This window comes from Mycobacterium sp., from assembly GCF_035623875.1.
Classification (GTDB): domain Bacteria; phylum Actinomycetota; class Actinomycetes; order Mycobacteriales; family Mycobacteriaceae; genus Mycobacterium.
In genome coordinates this window covers 1-15,540 of sequence record NZ_DASPSP010000010.1, presented here as the reverse complement: position 1 = coordinate 15,540, position 15,540 = coordinate 1, and the positions used below count along the sequence as shown (strand labels likewise).

The window sequence follows — 15,540 nt, the reverse complement described above, 5'->3', positions numbered from 1 at the left end:
TCATAGCTGAGAGGGACGTTCTCGCTAGTCGAGATTGCCGAACGGAGCAGGAGATGGTGAACGACTTCACCGAGATGGATTTCTTCCGTGACCAGCGACTCGTCGAGGACCCGTACCCCTACTACGAGGCGCTGCGGCAGCAGTGCCCGGTCACCCGGGAAAACCACCACGGGGTCACCATGGTGACCGGCTGGGACGAGGCCTGCGCCGTGCTCAACGACGCCGAGACGTGGTCCTCGTGCATCTCGGTGACCGGCCCGTTTCCCGGCTTTCCGGTGCCGATCGAGGGCGACGACGTCACCGAGCTGATCGAGCAACATCGCGACAAGCTGCCGTTCAGCGACCAGCTGCCCACGCTTGATCCGCCGACCCACACCAACCACCGCTCCCTGCTGATGCGGCTGATCACCCCGAAGCGCCTCAAGGAGAACGAGGACGCCATGTGGGTGCTCGCCGACCAGGCACTCGACACCTTTTTGGCGCCAGGGCACGGCGAATTCATCAAGGGCTTCGCCGGACCGTTCACCCTGCTGGTCATCGCCGACCTGCTGGGCGTGCCCATGGAAGATCGCGACAAGTTCATCAAAGGCATCCGCCAGCACTCGGGTGGCGGCATCGGGGGCACCGGCAAGGAAGCACTGGCGCACAGTCCGCTGGAATTCCTCTACGGTCTTTTCTCCGACTATGTCCGGGACCGCCGCCGTGAGCCCCGCGACGACGTGCTGACCGGCCTCGCGACCGCCGCCTACCCCGACGGCTCGATACCGGAGGTCGAAGACGTTGCCCGGGTCGCCAGCAACGTCTTCTCGGCAGGCCAGGAGACCACCGTGCGGCTGCTGGGTGCGGCGTTACAGACCATCGGGGAGCGGCCGGACATGCAGGCGCAGTTGCGCAAGGACCGCAGCCTGATCCCCAACTTCATCGAAGAGTCGCTTCGCATCGAGAGCCCGGTCAAGGGCGACTTCCGGATGAACCGGGTGCCGGTCAACGTGGGTGGGGTCGACCTGCCCGCAGGCACAACGGTGATGGTTGTGCAGGCCGCCGCCAACCGCGATCCGCGGCGGTTCGAAGAACCCGCCACGTTTGATCCGGCACGGAAAAACGCCCGCCAGCACATTTCATTCGGGCGAGGCATCCACAGTTGCCCCGGCGCGCCACTGGCGCGCACCGAAACGCGGGTGGCCATCGAGCGGCTGCTGGACCGCACAGCCGACATCCGGATCAACGAGCACGCTCACGGGCCGGCGAATGACCGTCGCTACCAATACGTTCCGACCTACATCCTGCGCGGCCTAACCGAGCTGCACCTGGAATTCACGCCAGCATGAAAGTCTGGGTCGACGACCAGCGCTGTCGTGGTCACGGCGTGTGCGTCACGCTCTGCCCGGACGTGTTCAACCTGACCGACGATGGCTACGCCGAGGCGATAGCATCTGACGTCCCAACGGAATTCGAGGCGGCTACCCGAGAGGCCATCGATTGTTGCCCCGAACAGGCCATCGCCGAACGCTGACCAGAAGGAGATTCACTCCACTATGCCAAAGGGATACGTCATCCTCACCGAGGCCATCAACGACCCGGAAGGTATGAAGGCTTACGGTCGGGCTGCCGGAGCCGCGATGAGCGGGATCAACATTCTGGCGGTGGATACCGCACCGAAGGTCATCGAAGGCGCTTGGCATGGCGACCAGACCGTTGTGCTGGAATTCGAGTCGGTGGACGCGGCCCGCGCCTGGTACGAGTCCGAGGCCTACCAGAAGGCAGCCAAACTGCGCCAAGCCGCCGCCGACTGCAACGTGGTGATCATCTCCGGATTCGGCTGAGCCACAACGGCTTTACTAAAGGGCAGCGGTCATACTGCCGTCGGCGCACGACGCGTCGCAGTCGATGCCGCTAGCGTGGCGTGAGCCGAAAGATGGGGATATGGCGGCCGATGGATTCTGTTTTCCGGCGGTAGTCGCCCCAACCGGCGTAGACCTGCTCCGCAAGTTCATAGAGGTGTGCGTGCTCGTCTGCGTCGGTGACCTCGGTTGCCAGAAATTTCTCGTCGCCTAGATCGCATGCAGGGTGCGCTTTGAGGTTGTAGTACCACTGCGGGTGCTTCGGTCCGCCGTAATTTGATGCAATCACGATCGCGTCGGCGCCATCGTGGAAGTAGTTGACCTGATGTTCTCGCGGCTGGCCCGACTTTGCGCCAGTCGTCATCAGCGGCGCGGTAGACAGCACACCTAGTAACGCTGGATAGCGGCCGCCAGTTGCGCGATACAACCACGGGTCGATGTGAGAAAAAATGTGACGGGCAGACAATTCTCCCGATCGCGAACGAATGAAGCTTTCGAAGGCTGAATACCAGCGAGTGTGCTTCTTATGCGGGTCGACGTAGTGGAGCGGCATGAAGGGGAAGATACCCTCGCCACCGTCCTGTGTGTCGCTATCTAGACGCGCCTGCCGCAGCTATCCCAACCGTGACGCCGTGGCGAGCAGCGGGGTCGACGGTCAGATGCATGCCAAGCTTGGTTGCTCGGGTTCGGCTGAGCCGCAACAATTTCACTAAAAGGGCGGCGGCTCGTCATTGGCGATTATCCGTAGTCGTTCGAGGTGCTGTTCCCGCAGTTGAAAGCGCTGATTGTGCCGGCGCTCGGCGGTGATGCGTGCCGCACGGTTTTGCGCGCGGGTACGTCGGCGCGTGGGCATCATCGCAGCGCGGCCTTCACAGCCCTGCCGGATGGGCTGCGCGTCGGGCGGGGACAGCGAGCCGGTGGGCGCGCACAGGGAGGGGAACAGCAGGGCACTGCCCGGAGTGGTGATGTAGCTGGCTCCGGACGGCGATGTCCAGATCAGGCTGCCGTCCGGCAGCTGTGTGTCAGACCAGCCCCAGAATGTCTTGATCAAATGATGAAGGCGGCAAAGGCATTTGAGGTTCGACGCGTGCGTACGGCCACCGTCGGCGAAGGCGATGGTGTGGTCGATGTCGCAGCGCAGCGCGGGCCGATCGCAGCCGGGGAACCGGCAGGTCAAATCCCGGCAGCGAACGAAGTCAGCCAAGGCTTCGGACGCCCGATAGCCGGCCTCCGGCTGGGCGTCGGAGGGATGCGTCAGCGGACGCGGCGTTGCTGATCGGGCCAGTTGAGCCACCACCTCGGCCGGGATTAGTCCGTCGGTGCCGATCAGCGAACCGGGCGTCTGTCCGGTGCCCTTGACCGTAGCCGCCTCAGCGACAACGTGAATGACCACCGCAGCCGGCACCGGCTCCGCTGCCGCCGGGCAGTGTGAAAGTCCGCAGCGGCAGGCCAGCCGGTCGGCTCCAGCCGCTAGCGCGCCTAACGCGTCGGCGCGGCGCTGCTTACGGGTGCGCGGATCCTCGGCACACACCGTGGCCGCCAACGCATCCAAGCGGGCATCGACCGCGTGAGCATCGGGCGTCAACAGCCTGCCAAACACCTCCGTCAAGCCGTCGCCGGTGTCCCAAATAGCGATTTCCCGATCGGCCTGCTGCTCACGTCGGCGCCGCACTGCATCGCGATCGACACGGGCCACGATCTGATCCACCTGGGCTGCCAACCCGCCGCGGGTCATCGACGGCCACCGCGACGCCCGCAATGCCAATTGGGCATCGACGGCGGCCATAACCTCAACGTCGGTGATCAAATCTGTCCGATAGACGAGTGTTTGGAACATCCGGTAGTCGATATCCCCGGCCAGCAGCAACGCCCCCACGCGCGGCAGCCGGGTACGCATCGCCCGCGAGTAGTACAGATAGCTCGCTGCTCGCGCCTGAGTGATGCACAGCGCTGCGGCTACCTCGGTAGTCACCGCCTCCTGTGTGTCGGTGCACCATGTTTCACGCTCACCAAGCTGACGCAGGCGCAACGAATCTAGCTCTCCGATCACAGCTAACCGCTGCCCAGCCGCCTGATTCTCCGCTCGCGATGCCGCCCTAAGCTGGTGTAGCAACGCCGCGGGCGACGACCGATCTTCGAACATATATTCGACTATGCCACCGGGGGTCCGACAATTCCCGCAGCCGTAGTTTGGGGGAGACCATCATTCGAATGGACCAAGACGACCCTGAGAAGCGCATCGCCGATCTCGAACGTCAGTTGCGGGTCAATAGACCCGACAAAACCGTTATTCGACGATTGAAATCGCCTGCCGCGGGCATTGCCGGACGGCGTCGCGCACTCGCTCTTCGTTCTCCGGCGTGACGTCCTCCTGCAGCACGGTCAGCGTGTCGTCATCCTCGAGCCGGAACACCTCCGGGATGATGCCCATACATACCCCGTTGCTTTCGCACAGATCCCAGTCGACTTCGATCTTCTTCGTCACTCAATCCACCTCATCGCAACACCTTCACCGGTACGTTTAGCCAGCCCGCGACATTCTGCATGGTGACTCGTTTGCAGCCCTCCCAATTCACCTCGTAGCGGGGCATGAAGTCGAGCAGCTTCTCCAATGCGATCCTGCTCTCCATCCGGGCCAGCGCCGCGCCCAGGCAACTGTGAATCCCGTATCCGAGACCGAGGTGCTGCGCCTCGGTCTGATCGCGCTCGATGTCGAATGTGTCGGCGTCGGTGAAGGCATCGGGGTCTCGGTTCGCCGCGGCCTTCATCAAGAACACCGGCTTGCCGGCGGGAATCGTGCCACCGCTGACGTGTGCCTCTTTCATGGTGTAGCGGACGTTGTACTGGACCGGTCCCTCGTAGCGCAACAATTCTTCGACGGCGCCCGGTATCTTGCTGCGATCGTCGAGTAGCTTCTCCCACTGGTCTGGGTTGCGGGCGAAGAGCACCGCCGCGCTGCCGATCAACTTGGTGACGGTCTCCGCACCGGCGCCGCCGAGCAACGTCGCGAAACTGCAGATCTCGATGTCGTCGAGGCGGCGCAATTTGCCGTCGTCGGTGGGGATCTCGGCAGCGATCAACCGGCTGATCATGTCATCCTGCGGGTCGGCCCGCCGCTCCTGCACCAAGCCGTAGTAGTACATCGCGGTGTCGATGTTGGCCTGCATGCCAGCTTCGCTGAGTTCGATTTGCCCCGGTTCCCGGTGCAGGCTGGTGTCGATCCAGTGCCGCACCTGCTGGCGGTACTCCTCCGGCACTCCGGCCATCGTGGTGATGACTTCGACGGGGAACGGCCCGGAGAAGTCCTGCACGACATCGAACTGGTTGGGATCGGCCGCGCTCAGGTATTTGTCGACGACCTCGACGACCGTGTCGTGCTGCGATTGAATGGCTCGCGGCGTGAAGGCCTTGTTGAGCAGGCTGCGCATGTGGCGGTGCTCCGGCGGGTCCATGAAAATGATCGACCTCTGCTCGGGAGTGATGCCTCTGCGCACCATCGCCAGGTCGCAGCCACGGCTTGAGGAAAAGGTCTCATGGTCCTTGAGCGCGGCGGCCACGTCCTCGTGTCGGGTCAGCGCGTAGAAGTCCTCTTTCTCGTCGTAGTAGAGCGGTGCATCCTCACGCATGCGTCGATAGATCTCGAACGGGTTGGTGAAATACTCTTCAGAGAACGGATCAAAGACGACCTTTGGCTTGGTCACTGCACCCTCCTCACCGCCCAGTGAGCGGCTTAGACCTTTACGACGGAATGCTCGACTGTAACGCTAACGGTAGACGGTTCGTCGCGGACCGAAAAGACCTCATCTCATACCCTTATGGCCGCGCCGACGACGTCGTCGAGCACGCCAAGGTCGCTGCCCAGTTCGGCGGCGATACTCCTGACCACCGCAATGTCTTTGCCGACGAATTCGCCAGCCGTGTCGACGAAGGACGCCACGGATCCGCCCGCCGCGACGATGTCCAACACGCGACTCGCCGCGCTGCCGTGCCGAAGCGCGGTGAGCAGCGTGGATTCGGGCACGCCGAGCCGCGCGCCCAGCTTGACGGCGCCGGAGAGCAATCCGATGTGCGCGGCAAACAGCGTGTTGTTGACCAGCTTCACTTTTTGCCCCGCTCCCAGCGGGCCGACGTGCAAGACCGGATCGCCGTAGCAGCCCAACACCGGGCGGACTCGCGCCACCGCTTCGTCGGCGCCACCGACGAACAGCGTCAGGGCACCGGCCGCGGCGTTGTGCGGGCCTCCGCTGACCGGCGCATCAATGACGTCGACGTCATGCGGTGCCCCGCGCACGGCGATGGCCTCCACCGTGCGGGGACTTCCCGTGGTGTGCACCACCAGCGCAGAGCCCGGCGACATCGTCGCCAGCAGGCCGTTCTCCAAGCAGATCTGCCGCACCTGTTCGTCGGTGAACACGCAGATCACCACGACGTCGGCGCCGGCGGTCACGTCCGCGATGTCGGCGGCCGCGGTGGCGCCTAACTGGGCTATTGCAGAACGTTTCTCGGCGGAACGGCCCAGCACCGCGACGTCGTGGCCGGCGTCGACGAGGCGGACTACCATGGGACGTCCCATCCGTCCCGCGCCGATGAATCCGATTCTCACCGTGGGTGCTTCATCAAAGTCAGGGTTGCGTCGGCCGCGTCGAGCACCGCCCCACCGGGGATGGCGGCGGCATCGGCGAGGTCGGCGACCAAGCGGACGTCCTTCTGCAGCAGTGTTCCGGCAAGCCCGGCAAGCCGGTCCAAACCGCCGGTATCACCGCCAAGAGCGTTGAGCGCGAAGCTGTTCCCGCTGCCACGCGAGATGACATCGGTGAGCCGGTCCGGCAGGACGCCGAGCGCCTCGCCAAGCGCCAACGCGGTGGCTGCCGTTCCCAGGTTGGCGGTGAACAGCAGGTTGTTCAACAGCTTGGTGGTTTGTCCGGAGCCTAGATCGCCCAGATGCACGATCGGGTTGGCGTAGGTCTCGAACACCGGGCGGCAGCGCTCGACCACGTCGGCGTCACCCCCGACCATCACCAGTAGACGATGCTCCGCCACCGCCGGAGCGCCACCGCTGACCGGCGCGTCGATAACCGAGACACCTTGCGCACCAGCCCTCTTCGCGAGCTCATGGCATGTCCTGGGGTGGACGGTGCTGTGGATGGCTATCACGCCGCCCGGCTTGAGGCCGGCCAGCACTCCGTTCTCGCCACCGGTGATCTCCTCGACGTCGGCATCTCCGACCACGCAGAGGCAGACGAGATCGCTACTGGCCGCGAGTTCCGCCGCTGACCCGGCTACCTTGGCCCCGGTTTCGGCGAACGGTCCGAGTGACTCCGGTCGGCGGGCCCACAACGTCGTCGGGAAGCCTGCTTCGACGATCCGCCTCGCCATCGGGCCGCCCTGACTGCCCAAGCCAATGAATCCGACGTGCATCAACCGGCCTCCAAATCCGGACTTGTACGCGCGACGACGCATTCTTCGGCGAACGCCAGAACCGTCGAGTGGTAGGCCGATGCGGTGTGTCCGAGGCTGATGTTGTGTCCGGCCCCGGACTGCTGATGGACGACGAACCGTGGCGCGCTGGAGAACAGCTCCGCGATCTCAGCCATCGCCGAAGCATCGTTCTGCCAAACTCTCTCGTGCTCCGCGACGCTGAACTGCACCGGGACGCGCACGGCGGGGGCAAGTGCCGCAAAGTCCTGGCGGGCCCAGTTGGACACCATCTGGTCCTCGTAGGCCGGAGCTCCGGGATAGACCGTTGCCCCGCTGAGCACCTCGGGCGGATAGAGATCCGTTGGGTGCCAGAGTAGCTCACGAAGTCCGGCCGGGCGGTGGTCCCGGGTAGCCGCCTTCAGGACGTCGCGGGCCGCCGGGTGGTAATGGCGGCCGGTGCCCGCCAATTCGATACCCAGCAGATCACTACCGCGTTCGTCGGCTGCCATCCGCATCGTCAGTTCGCATCCGCCGGAATGGCCCAGCAAGAACACACCGGCGCCGCGCGGCTTCTCACCGAGAATGCGACCGACCGCCGAATAAGCAAGTTGCACGCGCTGCTCAGGGTGCGACATCGCCTCCGGGTAGGGAGCGGAGCTGCCGTAACCGGGCCGGTCGAGGGCAACTACGGTAAATCCTTGCGCAACACCGGCTCTCAGAAATGACGACTCGGGGTGACCAGGACAGTCGAAATACAGCGCGGTGGTGCCTCCGCCGTGGATCGCCACGATCACCGCGCGCGGGTTCCGGGCTTCGGCGACCAGCGCGGACATCGGCACGCCGTCGGCGATCACCACCCTGGGCTGCACGGTCATGTCTCGGCCCGCAGCAGCAGCACGCCGCTGGGCGTCAGGCCGCCGCTGCTGACCACGCCGACGCGAGCATCGGCGACCTGCCGCGGACCGGCTTCACCGCGCAGCTGGCTGACGGCTTCATGCAGCAGACCCATGCCATGGGTTCGGCCGTGCGACAGCTGACCGCCGTGCGTGTTGAGCGGCAGCTGGCCGTCGCGGGCGATGTTCTTACCGCCGTCCAGGAATTCTTTGGCTTCGCCGATTCGGCAGAACCCCAGCGCTTCGATCCAGGACAGGCAGTTCATGGTGAACCCGTCGTAGAGCTCGGCGACATCGACATCCTCCGGCCGCAGCGAGGTGCGCGACCACAGGTGCGCGGATTGGCCGAGCACCTGCGGCTCGTGGGTCAATGTGCTTTGGTCCCAGTCGATTCGCTCGATGATCTGGGTGCCGACCGCCTCCACCAACACCGGCGGCTTGGCCATGTCGCGGGCGGCGTCGACGGCCGAGACGATGACGGCGATCGCTCCGTCGCACGGGACATCACAGTCGTAAAGCCCGAACGGGGTGGTGATGGGGCGTGCGTTCAGATAGTCGTCCATCGTCATCGGAGACCGGTAAACCGCCGACGGGTTGAGTTCGGCGTTGGCGCGCTGGTTCAACGCAATCCAGCCCAGCGTCTCTTTCGTCGTCCCGTAGCGGTGGAAGTGGCGTTGCGCGTTCTGCGCCAACGTATGAGCCGCCGAGGTGGCGCCGAACGGCATCAGCCAGCCGGCACTGCGGCCCGTCGACGGAACGATCTTGCCCTGCTTCATCAGCTCGTTGAAGGTGGCTTCCCACAGCGTCCGGAAACACAGCACGTGCCGGGCCAGCCCGCCGGCGATGGCCAGCATTGCCGCGATCACCGATCCACCCGGGCCGAATGTTTCGATCCCACCGTTGTGCCACGTCGGCCGGATGCCCAGCGCGGCCTCCAGCGCGGTGACTCCGCCCTCGCCGAACCCGCCGAGGTTGCCCCCGCCGGGGTAGGTCGACAAGCCGTCGATGTCGTCGAGTGTCAAGCCGGCATCGGCGATCGCCGCCTCGCATGCGGCCACCGTCAGCGACAGCGGCGGCACCATCAACCTGCGCCCGATCTCCGACATGCCGATCCCGGTCAGCGCCACCTTGTCTTCGAACTTCTCCGGCGTGAGCATCGGGCGGACGTACTCACCGAAGCGCTCCGGGGCGATTTCGTCGATTGGCAGCGCAGCGGGCTGGGTGTCTTCAATAGGACGAAACAACGGCAGCCACACGTCCTCGATCTGCTCGAAGACAACCTCGACTTGCTGGCCGAGCTGAAGTTGCTCGGGGTCGCACTCGATGATGTTGGTGGTCAACCGGACCCGCGGATCCTCAGCGATCGCGACCTGGGCGACGACGTACGGCGCGGGTAACCCGGGCAGGCTGAACCGGTGATTGACGGTGAACCCGGCCAAGGTCGCGCGACCCGACACCGGCCGCACCTCCAGATGGTGCGAGCGGCAGTACCGGCAGATCGGTGCCGGCGGATGGATGAGCGCGGAACAGTCGGCGCATCCCTGCAGCCGCAGCGTGCCGTCGGCGCCTGAGCTCCAAAAGAATTCGTTCTCGTCGGTGACCAGGGGCAGCGGACGTCCGGTGTTCTGCGTCAACGCGTGAAACCCCACTCCGCTTCATTGGCCTCGATCTTGAGGTGCGCGGCAGGATCCTCGTCGCCGCTTGACGGCGGCAGAACGTCGTCCGGTCTGCGTTCATCCAGCTCCATGATGGCGTGCACCGGGCAGTCCATCAGCGCGTTCATGACCGCGTCGCGGTCCTGTTCGGCGACGGCGCCGTCCCCGATTAGGGATGCATATCCCCAATCGTCGAGGGAGAAGTAGCCGGGCGCAAGCTTGGCGCAGATGCCGAAGCCGTCGCACACGGTGCGGTCGAGACGGATTTTCATGCCGGCGTCACCGCCTCCACCTGGTAGGGACGGTCAGCCTGAAAGGTGCCGAGTTGGCATGTCTGGCAAGCATTGTCGAGATGATGCTGTACCTGGTCCGGGAACTGGTCGAGCAGACTGGCCGCGATATTGGTGGCGGCGTCCAGTGTCGCGCAAGCGCCGCGGCCGCGCAGCACCACCGACCAGCGGCGCAACCGAGCCAGATCCTCGTCTGTGGCGACACCGTCACGCAACGCCCCGGCAACGGCGGCCATCGCCGCAGTCCCGTTGAAACACGAGCCGCACTGCCCAGCGTTCTCGCGATCGAAGTAGGCCAGCACCGACGCGGCCACCGCCACCGGGCAGTCGTCGGTAATCAACGAAATCGCACCGCATCCCAGCCCGCTGCCGAGGCCGCGAAACGTCTCGTGATCGACGGTGGCATCGAGCACCTCGCGGTTGAGCAGGCCGGCGAAGTAGCCGCCCATCAACGCGCCCTGCACACGGTCGGCGGAAACACCATGCAGGGCAAGCAATTCGGTGATCGGCAAGCCGTGCGGGACCTCGTAGAGGCCGGGCGGTCGGTCAGCGCCGGTGATGGTCACCAAGAGAGTGCCCGACGACTGGGGTGTGCCTTGGTCGTGGAACGCCGCCGAACCGTGTTGCTGGATGTACGGCAGGTTGGCCAGCGTCTCGACGTTGCTCACCAGGGTGGGCCGCCCGCCGACGCCCACCTCGAACGGACGGGGCGGTTTGTCCGTTGGTTTGACCGGGCCACCGTTGAGCGCGCGGACCGCGGCCGTCTCCTCTCCGGCGATGTATCCGGGATCCACCACCCGCACGGCCACACTGATGCCGCCGAGCGGGTCGGTGCCCATTTCACTGAGCGCGGCTTCCACGCTGCGAGCCGCCTGGAGGTCGGAGACGTAGACGTGCGTGTGGCCGGCCGCCACAATCGTCGCCGCCAACCGCAGCCCATCGAGAACCAGGTGCGGCCGGTTGCGCAGCAACCATCGATCCTTGATCGAAGCCGGTTCTCCCTCTTCGCCGTTTGCGACGACAACCGTGCCGACATTGCCGCGTATTCCGTTGTTGCGCACCGTGCGCAGCTTCACCGCTAACGGAAAGCCCGCGCCGCCGCGGCCGAGCAATCCGCTGCGTTCCACTTCGTCGAGTAGTTCGTCGGCGGCCGCGAGTGGGCGATAGCCACCCTGGTCACGGTACGCGGCGTAGTCCTCACGAACCGTCTGAAGGCCGGGCTGATCACGCAGCAGGCGTGGCGCGCAGCCGGGCCAGGCGGCGATCGTGATGGTCGATGCGGCAGTGGTCTCCATCAGCTCTCCATCGCTACAGTTGCGCACATGCGGACGGCGGTGGTACGAGTCAATGTCGACCCGTCCGGCCTGCTCACACCGGCACAGCTAGACCAGGGCATGCGCACGCTCCTCGGTCTCGCCGACCAAGCCGGCGTCCAAGTGGTGCAAACCGCGCTTGCGGCGATGCCGGCTGCCCGGCGCGAACTCGAGTTGCTTATCAGCGGCAGCGTTGTCGAAGCGGTCAAGCAGACCGCACTGGGCTTGTGCGCCAAAGCTTTCGGCACAACACCGGTTGCCGGGGTGGTCACCTATGTGAGCAGGGGAACCGACGACGACGCGCACGGCGTGCTGGCCGGATTCGGGCTGACTGGAAAAATCAGACGATCGCCCGGCGACGACGGCTATGACGTCGTCTACGTGACGCTGCGGCAGGTGGATCTGGACCGCATTCCGGAAAGCAGGATCCACACGGCTCTGGAGGCGTCGCTGAACTGCGAGGTCCACATCCTCACCGAGTGACAGCACGTGCGGAGTCATCGGGCGAGGAACTCCAGGATCGGAGGCGCCGCCTGTACCCAGGTGTCGAACATGTTGAAGTGCTTGACCTTGCCGGCCGCACGCTCTTCAGACGCACGCTCCCAGGCATCCTCGGGCCAGGGCGGATCGATCAGCTTCGATCCCTTGATCAAGCAGCTGACTTCCAGCGACGTCCGCTTGGGATGATCCCAGTCGTTCTCGCCTCCGCGAATGATCAACGTGGGAACCTTGATTCGGTCGAACATTTCATCCTCGACGCCGGGAATGGTCTGTCCGGGTTTCGACACGAAAGCGTTGAGCCAACGGAGCATCACTTTGAGGAACTCATCCTTGTCAAGGTCGAGGAAGCGTTGCTTGTTGGCCGGGTTCTCCTCGATACGCTCACGCCACTCGGGCACCGTCAACAGACCCTCGACGCCCGTGCCGCGGGCAGCCAGAATGCTGGGAACTATGTAGTACGAGCCCAATACGAAAGTCCCGTAGATACCACCGACGATGTTCCATACCACGAGTTTGGTGACCAGCTCGGGATAAAGAATCGTGGTCAGCATGGAATCCCTTGCGCCACCCGAGCCCCCGGCGATGATGCACGGCCCGAAGCCGAGCTTGCTCACCAGCGCGTGCAACGTTCCTGCGCGCATGTGAGATTCGCTTTGCCCGTAGAACTGAACGTCGGACTTACCGCAATTCGGGCGGTCCCACAACAGCACCCGATACCCGCCGTCGACCAACGCCTCAGCCAGCGGCCGCAGTCCGGGGATCTCCTTGCTGAACCGGCCGCCCGGCGTCAGAACGATGAGATCGCCTGATTTGCCCAGGATTTCGTAGACGACGTTCCCACCGTTGATTTCGACGGAAGCCACGGGCTCTCTCCTCCAGCGTCAGGCCATCACCAGGACGTCGCTGCCGACGACCCGGACCGGGTAGGTGCGGATGCTCCACTCCGGCTTGACCGCGGTCGTCCCGGTCGCGAGCTCGAAACCCCATTGGTGCCAGGGGCAGTAGAGAAACTCCAGGTCGCGAACCATGACGGCGTCGCCCGGGGCGCTCTCGTCCACGATGGTCCGGCCACGAGCCCGGCCGGAGCACAGCGGTCCGCCCTGGTGTGGGCAGTAGTTAGCGATGGCGTAGAAGGTGCCGTCGACGTTGAAGACGCCGACACCGTGCCGGCCGATGGGCACCAGTTTGTGGGTTCCGGGCGGGATTTCGTCCACAGTCGCAACGACATGCTCGCGGCCCTGCGCCAGCCGGGGCCGCTTGGGCTCTTGCGGCACTCAGAACACCCGCACTTGGCCTTCGAGCACCGGGACCGTTTCCGGTAGGTGATAGGTCGCGATGCCGTTTTTGAACATCACCGCCTCGCGGGCCGCTTTGGGGAGGTGTTTGACCAGCCAGCGTGGATCATCGAAGGTCCAGTGCGGGTAGTCCGACGAGAACAACAGGATCTTGTCGCACTCCATCCACTCCAGCGCGCGGGTCAGTTCCGTCTTGTCCTCGGGGTAGTCCAGCGGTTGGGTGGTGAATTTGATGTGGTCTTTGACGTACTCGGACGGCTTGCGCTTGATCTCCATCCGCGACTTGCGCTTTTCGTAGATCGCGTCCATTCGCCACATCAGCGGCAGGATCCAGGTGAAGGCGTGCTCGACGAACACGATCCGCAGCGTCGGGAACCTGTCGAAGACCCCGTCGAACACCAGGCTCATCACCTGGTTGGCGGCCAGCAGCGAGTAGGTCACCATGAAATCGTGGTTGTAGCTGGGGAATCCGACCGGCGGCATCGGCAACATCTCGTAGTTGCTACGGGACAGGTGACAGCTCACCGTGATGTCGTGCTTGGTGGCGACCGTCCAGACGGGGTCGTACATCGGGTGCCCCCAGGAGGGTCGCGGCTCGGCCTTGAGCAGGATCTGCGCCATGTAAGGGTGACCCGCCCACCGCTCGATTTCGGCGGCCGCCCCGACCGGATCCTCGATCGCCACGCAGATCGAACCACGCCAACGCTGGTGCCAGTTGTTGTGGCTGTCCAGCCAGTGCTTGTCCTGCCAGTCGTTGAGCGCACAAGAGAACGCCTGGTGAGCGTCGGGCAGCCGTGGGGTTCGGGCGCCGGGCTCCAGGATCGCGATGTCTGAGCCGGCCTCCATGATCAGCTGCCGAAACGCCATGTCCGGGTCGCTGCCGGGGAATTCGCCGTCCGGGGGGAAGGTGTCGACGCGCATCGCGTAGGAATGCGCGTAATCCGGAGCGTCGTAGTAGATCAGCTCGCCGACCTTGTGGTCGAGGAAGAACTTGCTGCGCCAGGGCTCCGGGATGTACTGGGTGAGCTCGCCGCGCTTGGGCACCGGGTGAACGTCGGAATCGACGCACCGGACAGCGATGCGCTCAGCGGCGGGAACCCGCTCTTGAGTGTGTATCAGCGTCATCGTGGCCTCCTTGTATCTACTGTGCAGCCAGGCTGGCCTGAATGTCTATGCCGTAAAGCTCGGCAGCGTTGCGCCAGCAGAACTTGTCGCGCTGTTCGGCGGTGTAGGCGGCCGGCACCGCCAGCTTGTTCATCTGCCAGTGCGGGTAGCTGGAGCCGAACATCACCATGTCGTCTTTTCCGGTGAATCCGAACCACTCGCCGGCGAACTCGGCGTCCCCGGGACCGTCGAAGCCGCCGTTGATGAAGTAGACGTGTCCGGGCAGGTAGTCGCTGGGTATCCGGGGCGCCCACGGGGTTTGCTCCAGATGCGGCCGACCAAAGGTGTCCATCCGCCAGCTGAACGGCGTCAGGAAGTCTCCGGCACCATCGGCCCAGACGAACTTCAGCGTCGGGAACCGCTCGAACACGCCCTCGGCGATCATGTTCATCAGGTGGTACAGGTAGTTCAGCGCCATGAAACTGACGTACTGCTCGTAGGTCCTGGTGTGCCCGGACGGCGTCGGCGGAAATCCGATGCCCTCGCCGCTCTCGATATGCACCGCCACTGGAAGGTTGGCCGCGGCGGCGGCTTCCCACAGCGGCCAGAACTGCGGTTTGCCGTAGACCTCGCGGGATTGCAGCGGGACACCGATCTGGACGACGCGCGGGTGCCCGCGCCACTTGTCGAGCTCGCGAACCGCGCCGGCGATGTCGTCGGGATTTACCCGGATGGTGCCGCGGAAGCGGTCACCGAATTCGCTGTGTTCCAGCCAGCGTGACACCATCATCTCGTTGTGTGCGGCATGCAAGGCAGAGCCCAGGTGCCGGTCGGGCATGATCCCGCGACCCATCGGGTGCAGGACCGCGACGTCGACGCCGTGCTCCGAGAACAGGTAATTGCCAACCACATCCGGGTCGGAGCCGGGGTAGCCGCGATCGGGCCCTCGGGTGTCGTTTGCGTACTCGCCGCCGGGCGCGCCGTACCAGTCCATCTCGTAGTCGGGGAACCCACGGCTCTTGAACGGCTCGCGGAGATATTCGCGAAGCTCCGGGGTCGACGCGAAGAAGATGTGCACGCTCGCGTCGATGACGGGTGTCCGGGTTCCGTCGGGGTGTTCGATCACCTAAACCACCCTTCGCGGCGCCGACGACTGTGTCGGGCCTGCTGGCAATACGCTAGCCAATCTAACATTCCCATTCATCGCTCATCAACGGGTTTCCGGTAAGC

18 protein-coding genes are annotated in these 15,540 nt (G+C 64.8%); 4 read left to right on the top strand and 14 right to left on the bottom strand.

What is annotated here, in order from left to right:
* The first annotated feature begins 53 nt into the window (after positions 1-53).
* The 3 genes from VEI45_RS01050 to VEI45_RS01040 are packed head-to-tail and all read left to right on the top strand — an operon-like array spanning position 54 to position 1,823.
* A complete protein-coding gene (locus tag VEI45_RS01050; RefSeq protein WP_324849259.1) occupies positions 54-1,328 on the top strand; it encodes a cytochrome P450 in 1,275 nt (424 codons plus the stop codon).
* On the top strand, positions 1,325-1,513 hold the full coding sequence (locus tag VEI45_RS01045) for a ferredoxin (RefSeq protein WP_324849257.1): 189 nt from the start codon (positions 1,325-1,327) through the stop codon (positions 1,511-1,513). Before VEI45_RS01050 ends, VEI45_RS01045 begins: the two co-directional genes overlap by 4 nt.
* A gap of 22 nt (positions 1,514-1,535) precedes the next feature.
* Positions 1,536-1,823, top strand: a complete 288-nt coding sequence (locus VEI45_RS01040) for a DUF1330 domain-containing protein (protein WP_324849255.1) — start codon at positions 1,536-1,538, stop codon at positions 1,821-1,823.
* A 70-nt stretch (positions 1,824-1,893) separates the two neighbouring features.
* Here the strand turns inward: VEI45_RS01040 and VEI45_RS01035 are convergent, their stop codons facing one another.
* The 10 genes from VEI45_RS01035 to VEI45_RS00990 form a co-directional block, all read right to left on the bottom strand.
* Positions 1,894-2,394, bottom strand: coding sequence for a nitroreductase/quinone reductase family protein (locus tag VEI45_RS01035; RefSeq protein ID WP_324849253.1), 501 nt, complete (start codon positions 2,392-2,394; stop codon positions 1,894-1,896).
* 156 nt (positions 2,395-2,550) lie between these two features.
* Positions 2,551-3,984: an HNH endonuclease signature motif containing protein gene (locus VEI45_RS01030; RefSeq protein WP_324849251.1), complete on the bottom strand. Its 1,434-nt coding sequence runs from the start codon at positions 3,982-3,984 to the stop codon at positions 2,551-2,553.
* Positions 3,985-4,128: 144 nt separating this feature from the next.
* Positions 4,129-4,326: a ferredoxin gene (locus VEI45_RS01025; protein WP_324849249.1), complete on the bottom strand. Its 198-nt coding sequence runs from the start codon at positions 4,324-4,326 to the stop codon at positions 4,129-4,131.
* Between the two features lie 10 nt (positions 4,327-4,336).
* Positions 4,337-5,542 (bottom strand): cytochrome P450, encoded by a 1,206-nt coding sequence (locus VEI45_RS01020; RefSeq protein ID WP_324849247.1) that lies wholly within the window; start codon positions 5,540-5,542, stop codon positions 4,337-4,339.
* Between the two features lie 104 nt (positions 5,543-5,646).
* Entirely contained in the window at positions 5,647-6,444 is a 798-nt protein-coding gene (locus VEI45_RS01015; protein ID WP_324849245.1) for an NAD(P)-dependent oxidoreductase, read from the bottom strand.
* Positions 6,441-7,259 carry an NAD(P)-dependent oxidoreductase gene (locus tag VEI45_RS01010; protein ID WP_324849243.1) on the bottom strand — a complete coding sequence of 273 codons (819 nt, stop codon included), beginning with the start codon at positions 7,257-7,259 and terminating at the stop codon, positions 6,441-6,443. The genes VEI45_RS01015 and VEI45_RS01010 overlap by 4 nt, the downstream gene beginning before the upstream one ends.
* Positions 7,259-8,134, bottom strand: a complete 876-nt coding sequence (locus VEI45_RS01005; protein WP_324849241.1) for an alpha/beta hydrolase — start codon at positions 8,132-8,134, stop codon at positions 7,259-7,261. The genes VEI45_RS01010 and VEI45_RS01005 overlap by 1 nt, the downstream gene beginning before the upstream one ends.
* Positions 8,131-9,801 (bottom strand): thiolase C-terminal domain-containing protein, encoded by a 1,671-nt coding sequence (locus VEI45_RS01000; protein WP_414687371.1) that lies wholly within the window; start codon positions 9,799-9,801, stop codon positions 8,131-8,133. Before VEI45_RS01000 ends, VEI45_RS01005 begins: the two co-directional genes overlap by 4 nt.
* Entirely contained in the window at positions 9,783-10,079 is a 297-nt protein-coding gene (locus tag VEI45_RS00995) for a ferredoxin (RefSeq protein WP_324849239.1), read from the bottom strand. The genes VEI45_RS01000 and VEI45_RS00995 overlap by 19 nt, the downstream gene beginning before the upstream one ends.
* Positions 10,076-11,392 (bottom strand): NADH-ubiquinone oxidoreductase-F iron-sulfur binding region domain-containing protein, encoded by a 1,317-nt coding sequence (locus VEI45_RS00990; RefSeq protein WP_324849237.1) that lies wholly within the window; start codon positions 11,390-11,392, stop codon positions 10,076-10,078. The genes VEI45_RS00995 and VEI45_RS00990 overlap by 4 nt, the downstream gene beginning before the upstream one ends.
* A gap of 27 nt (positions 11,393-11,419) precedes the next feature.
* Between VEI45_RS00990 and VEI45_RS00985 the strand changes: the two genes are divergently transcribed.
* Positions 11,420-11,893: a hypothetical protein gene (locus VEI45_RS00985; protein WP_324849235.1), complete on the top strand. Its 474-nt coding sequence runs from the start codon at positions 11,420-11,422 to the stop codon at positions 11,891-11,893.
* A 14-nt stretch (positions 11,894-11,907) separates the two neighbouring features.
* On the opposite strand, the gene VEI45_RS00980 is transcribed toward VEI45_RS00985, so the two are convergent.
* From VEI45_RS00980 to VEI45_RS00965, 4 genes are read right to left on the bottom strand one after another with little or no spacing between them, the layout of a single operon-like run.
* Positions 11,908-12,774, bottom strand: a complete 867-nt coding sequence (locus VEI45_RS00980; RefSeq protein WP_324849233.1) for an alpha/beta hydrolase — start codon at positions 12,772-12,774, stop codon at positions 11,908-11,910.
* Between the two features lie 18 nt (positions 12,775-12,792).
* Positions 12,793-13,185 (bottom strand): Rieske (2Fe-2S) protein, encoded by a 393-nt coding sequence (locus VEI45_RS00975; protein WP_324849231.1) that lies wholly within the window; start codon positions 13,183-13,185, stop codon positions 12,793-12,795.
* Positions 13,186-14,331 carry an amidohydrolase family protein gene (locus tag VEI45_RS00970; RefSeq protein ID WP_324849228.1) on the bottom strand — a complete coding sequence of 382 codons (1,146 nt, stop codon included), beginning with the start codon at positions 14,329-14,331 and terminating at the stop codon, positions 13,186-13,188.
* 16 nt (positions 14,332-14,347) lie between these two features.
* The gene (locus tag VEI45_RS00965) at positions 14,348-15,436 is read right to left on the bottom strand and encodes an amidohydrolase family protein (RefSeq protein ID WP_324849227.1); all 1,089 of its coding nucleotides are present in this window, start codon (positions 15,434-15,436) and stop codon (positions 14,348-14,350) included.
* Between the last annotated feature and the right edge of the window lie 104 nt (positions 15,437-15,540).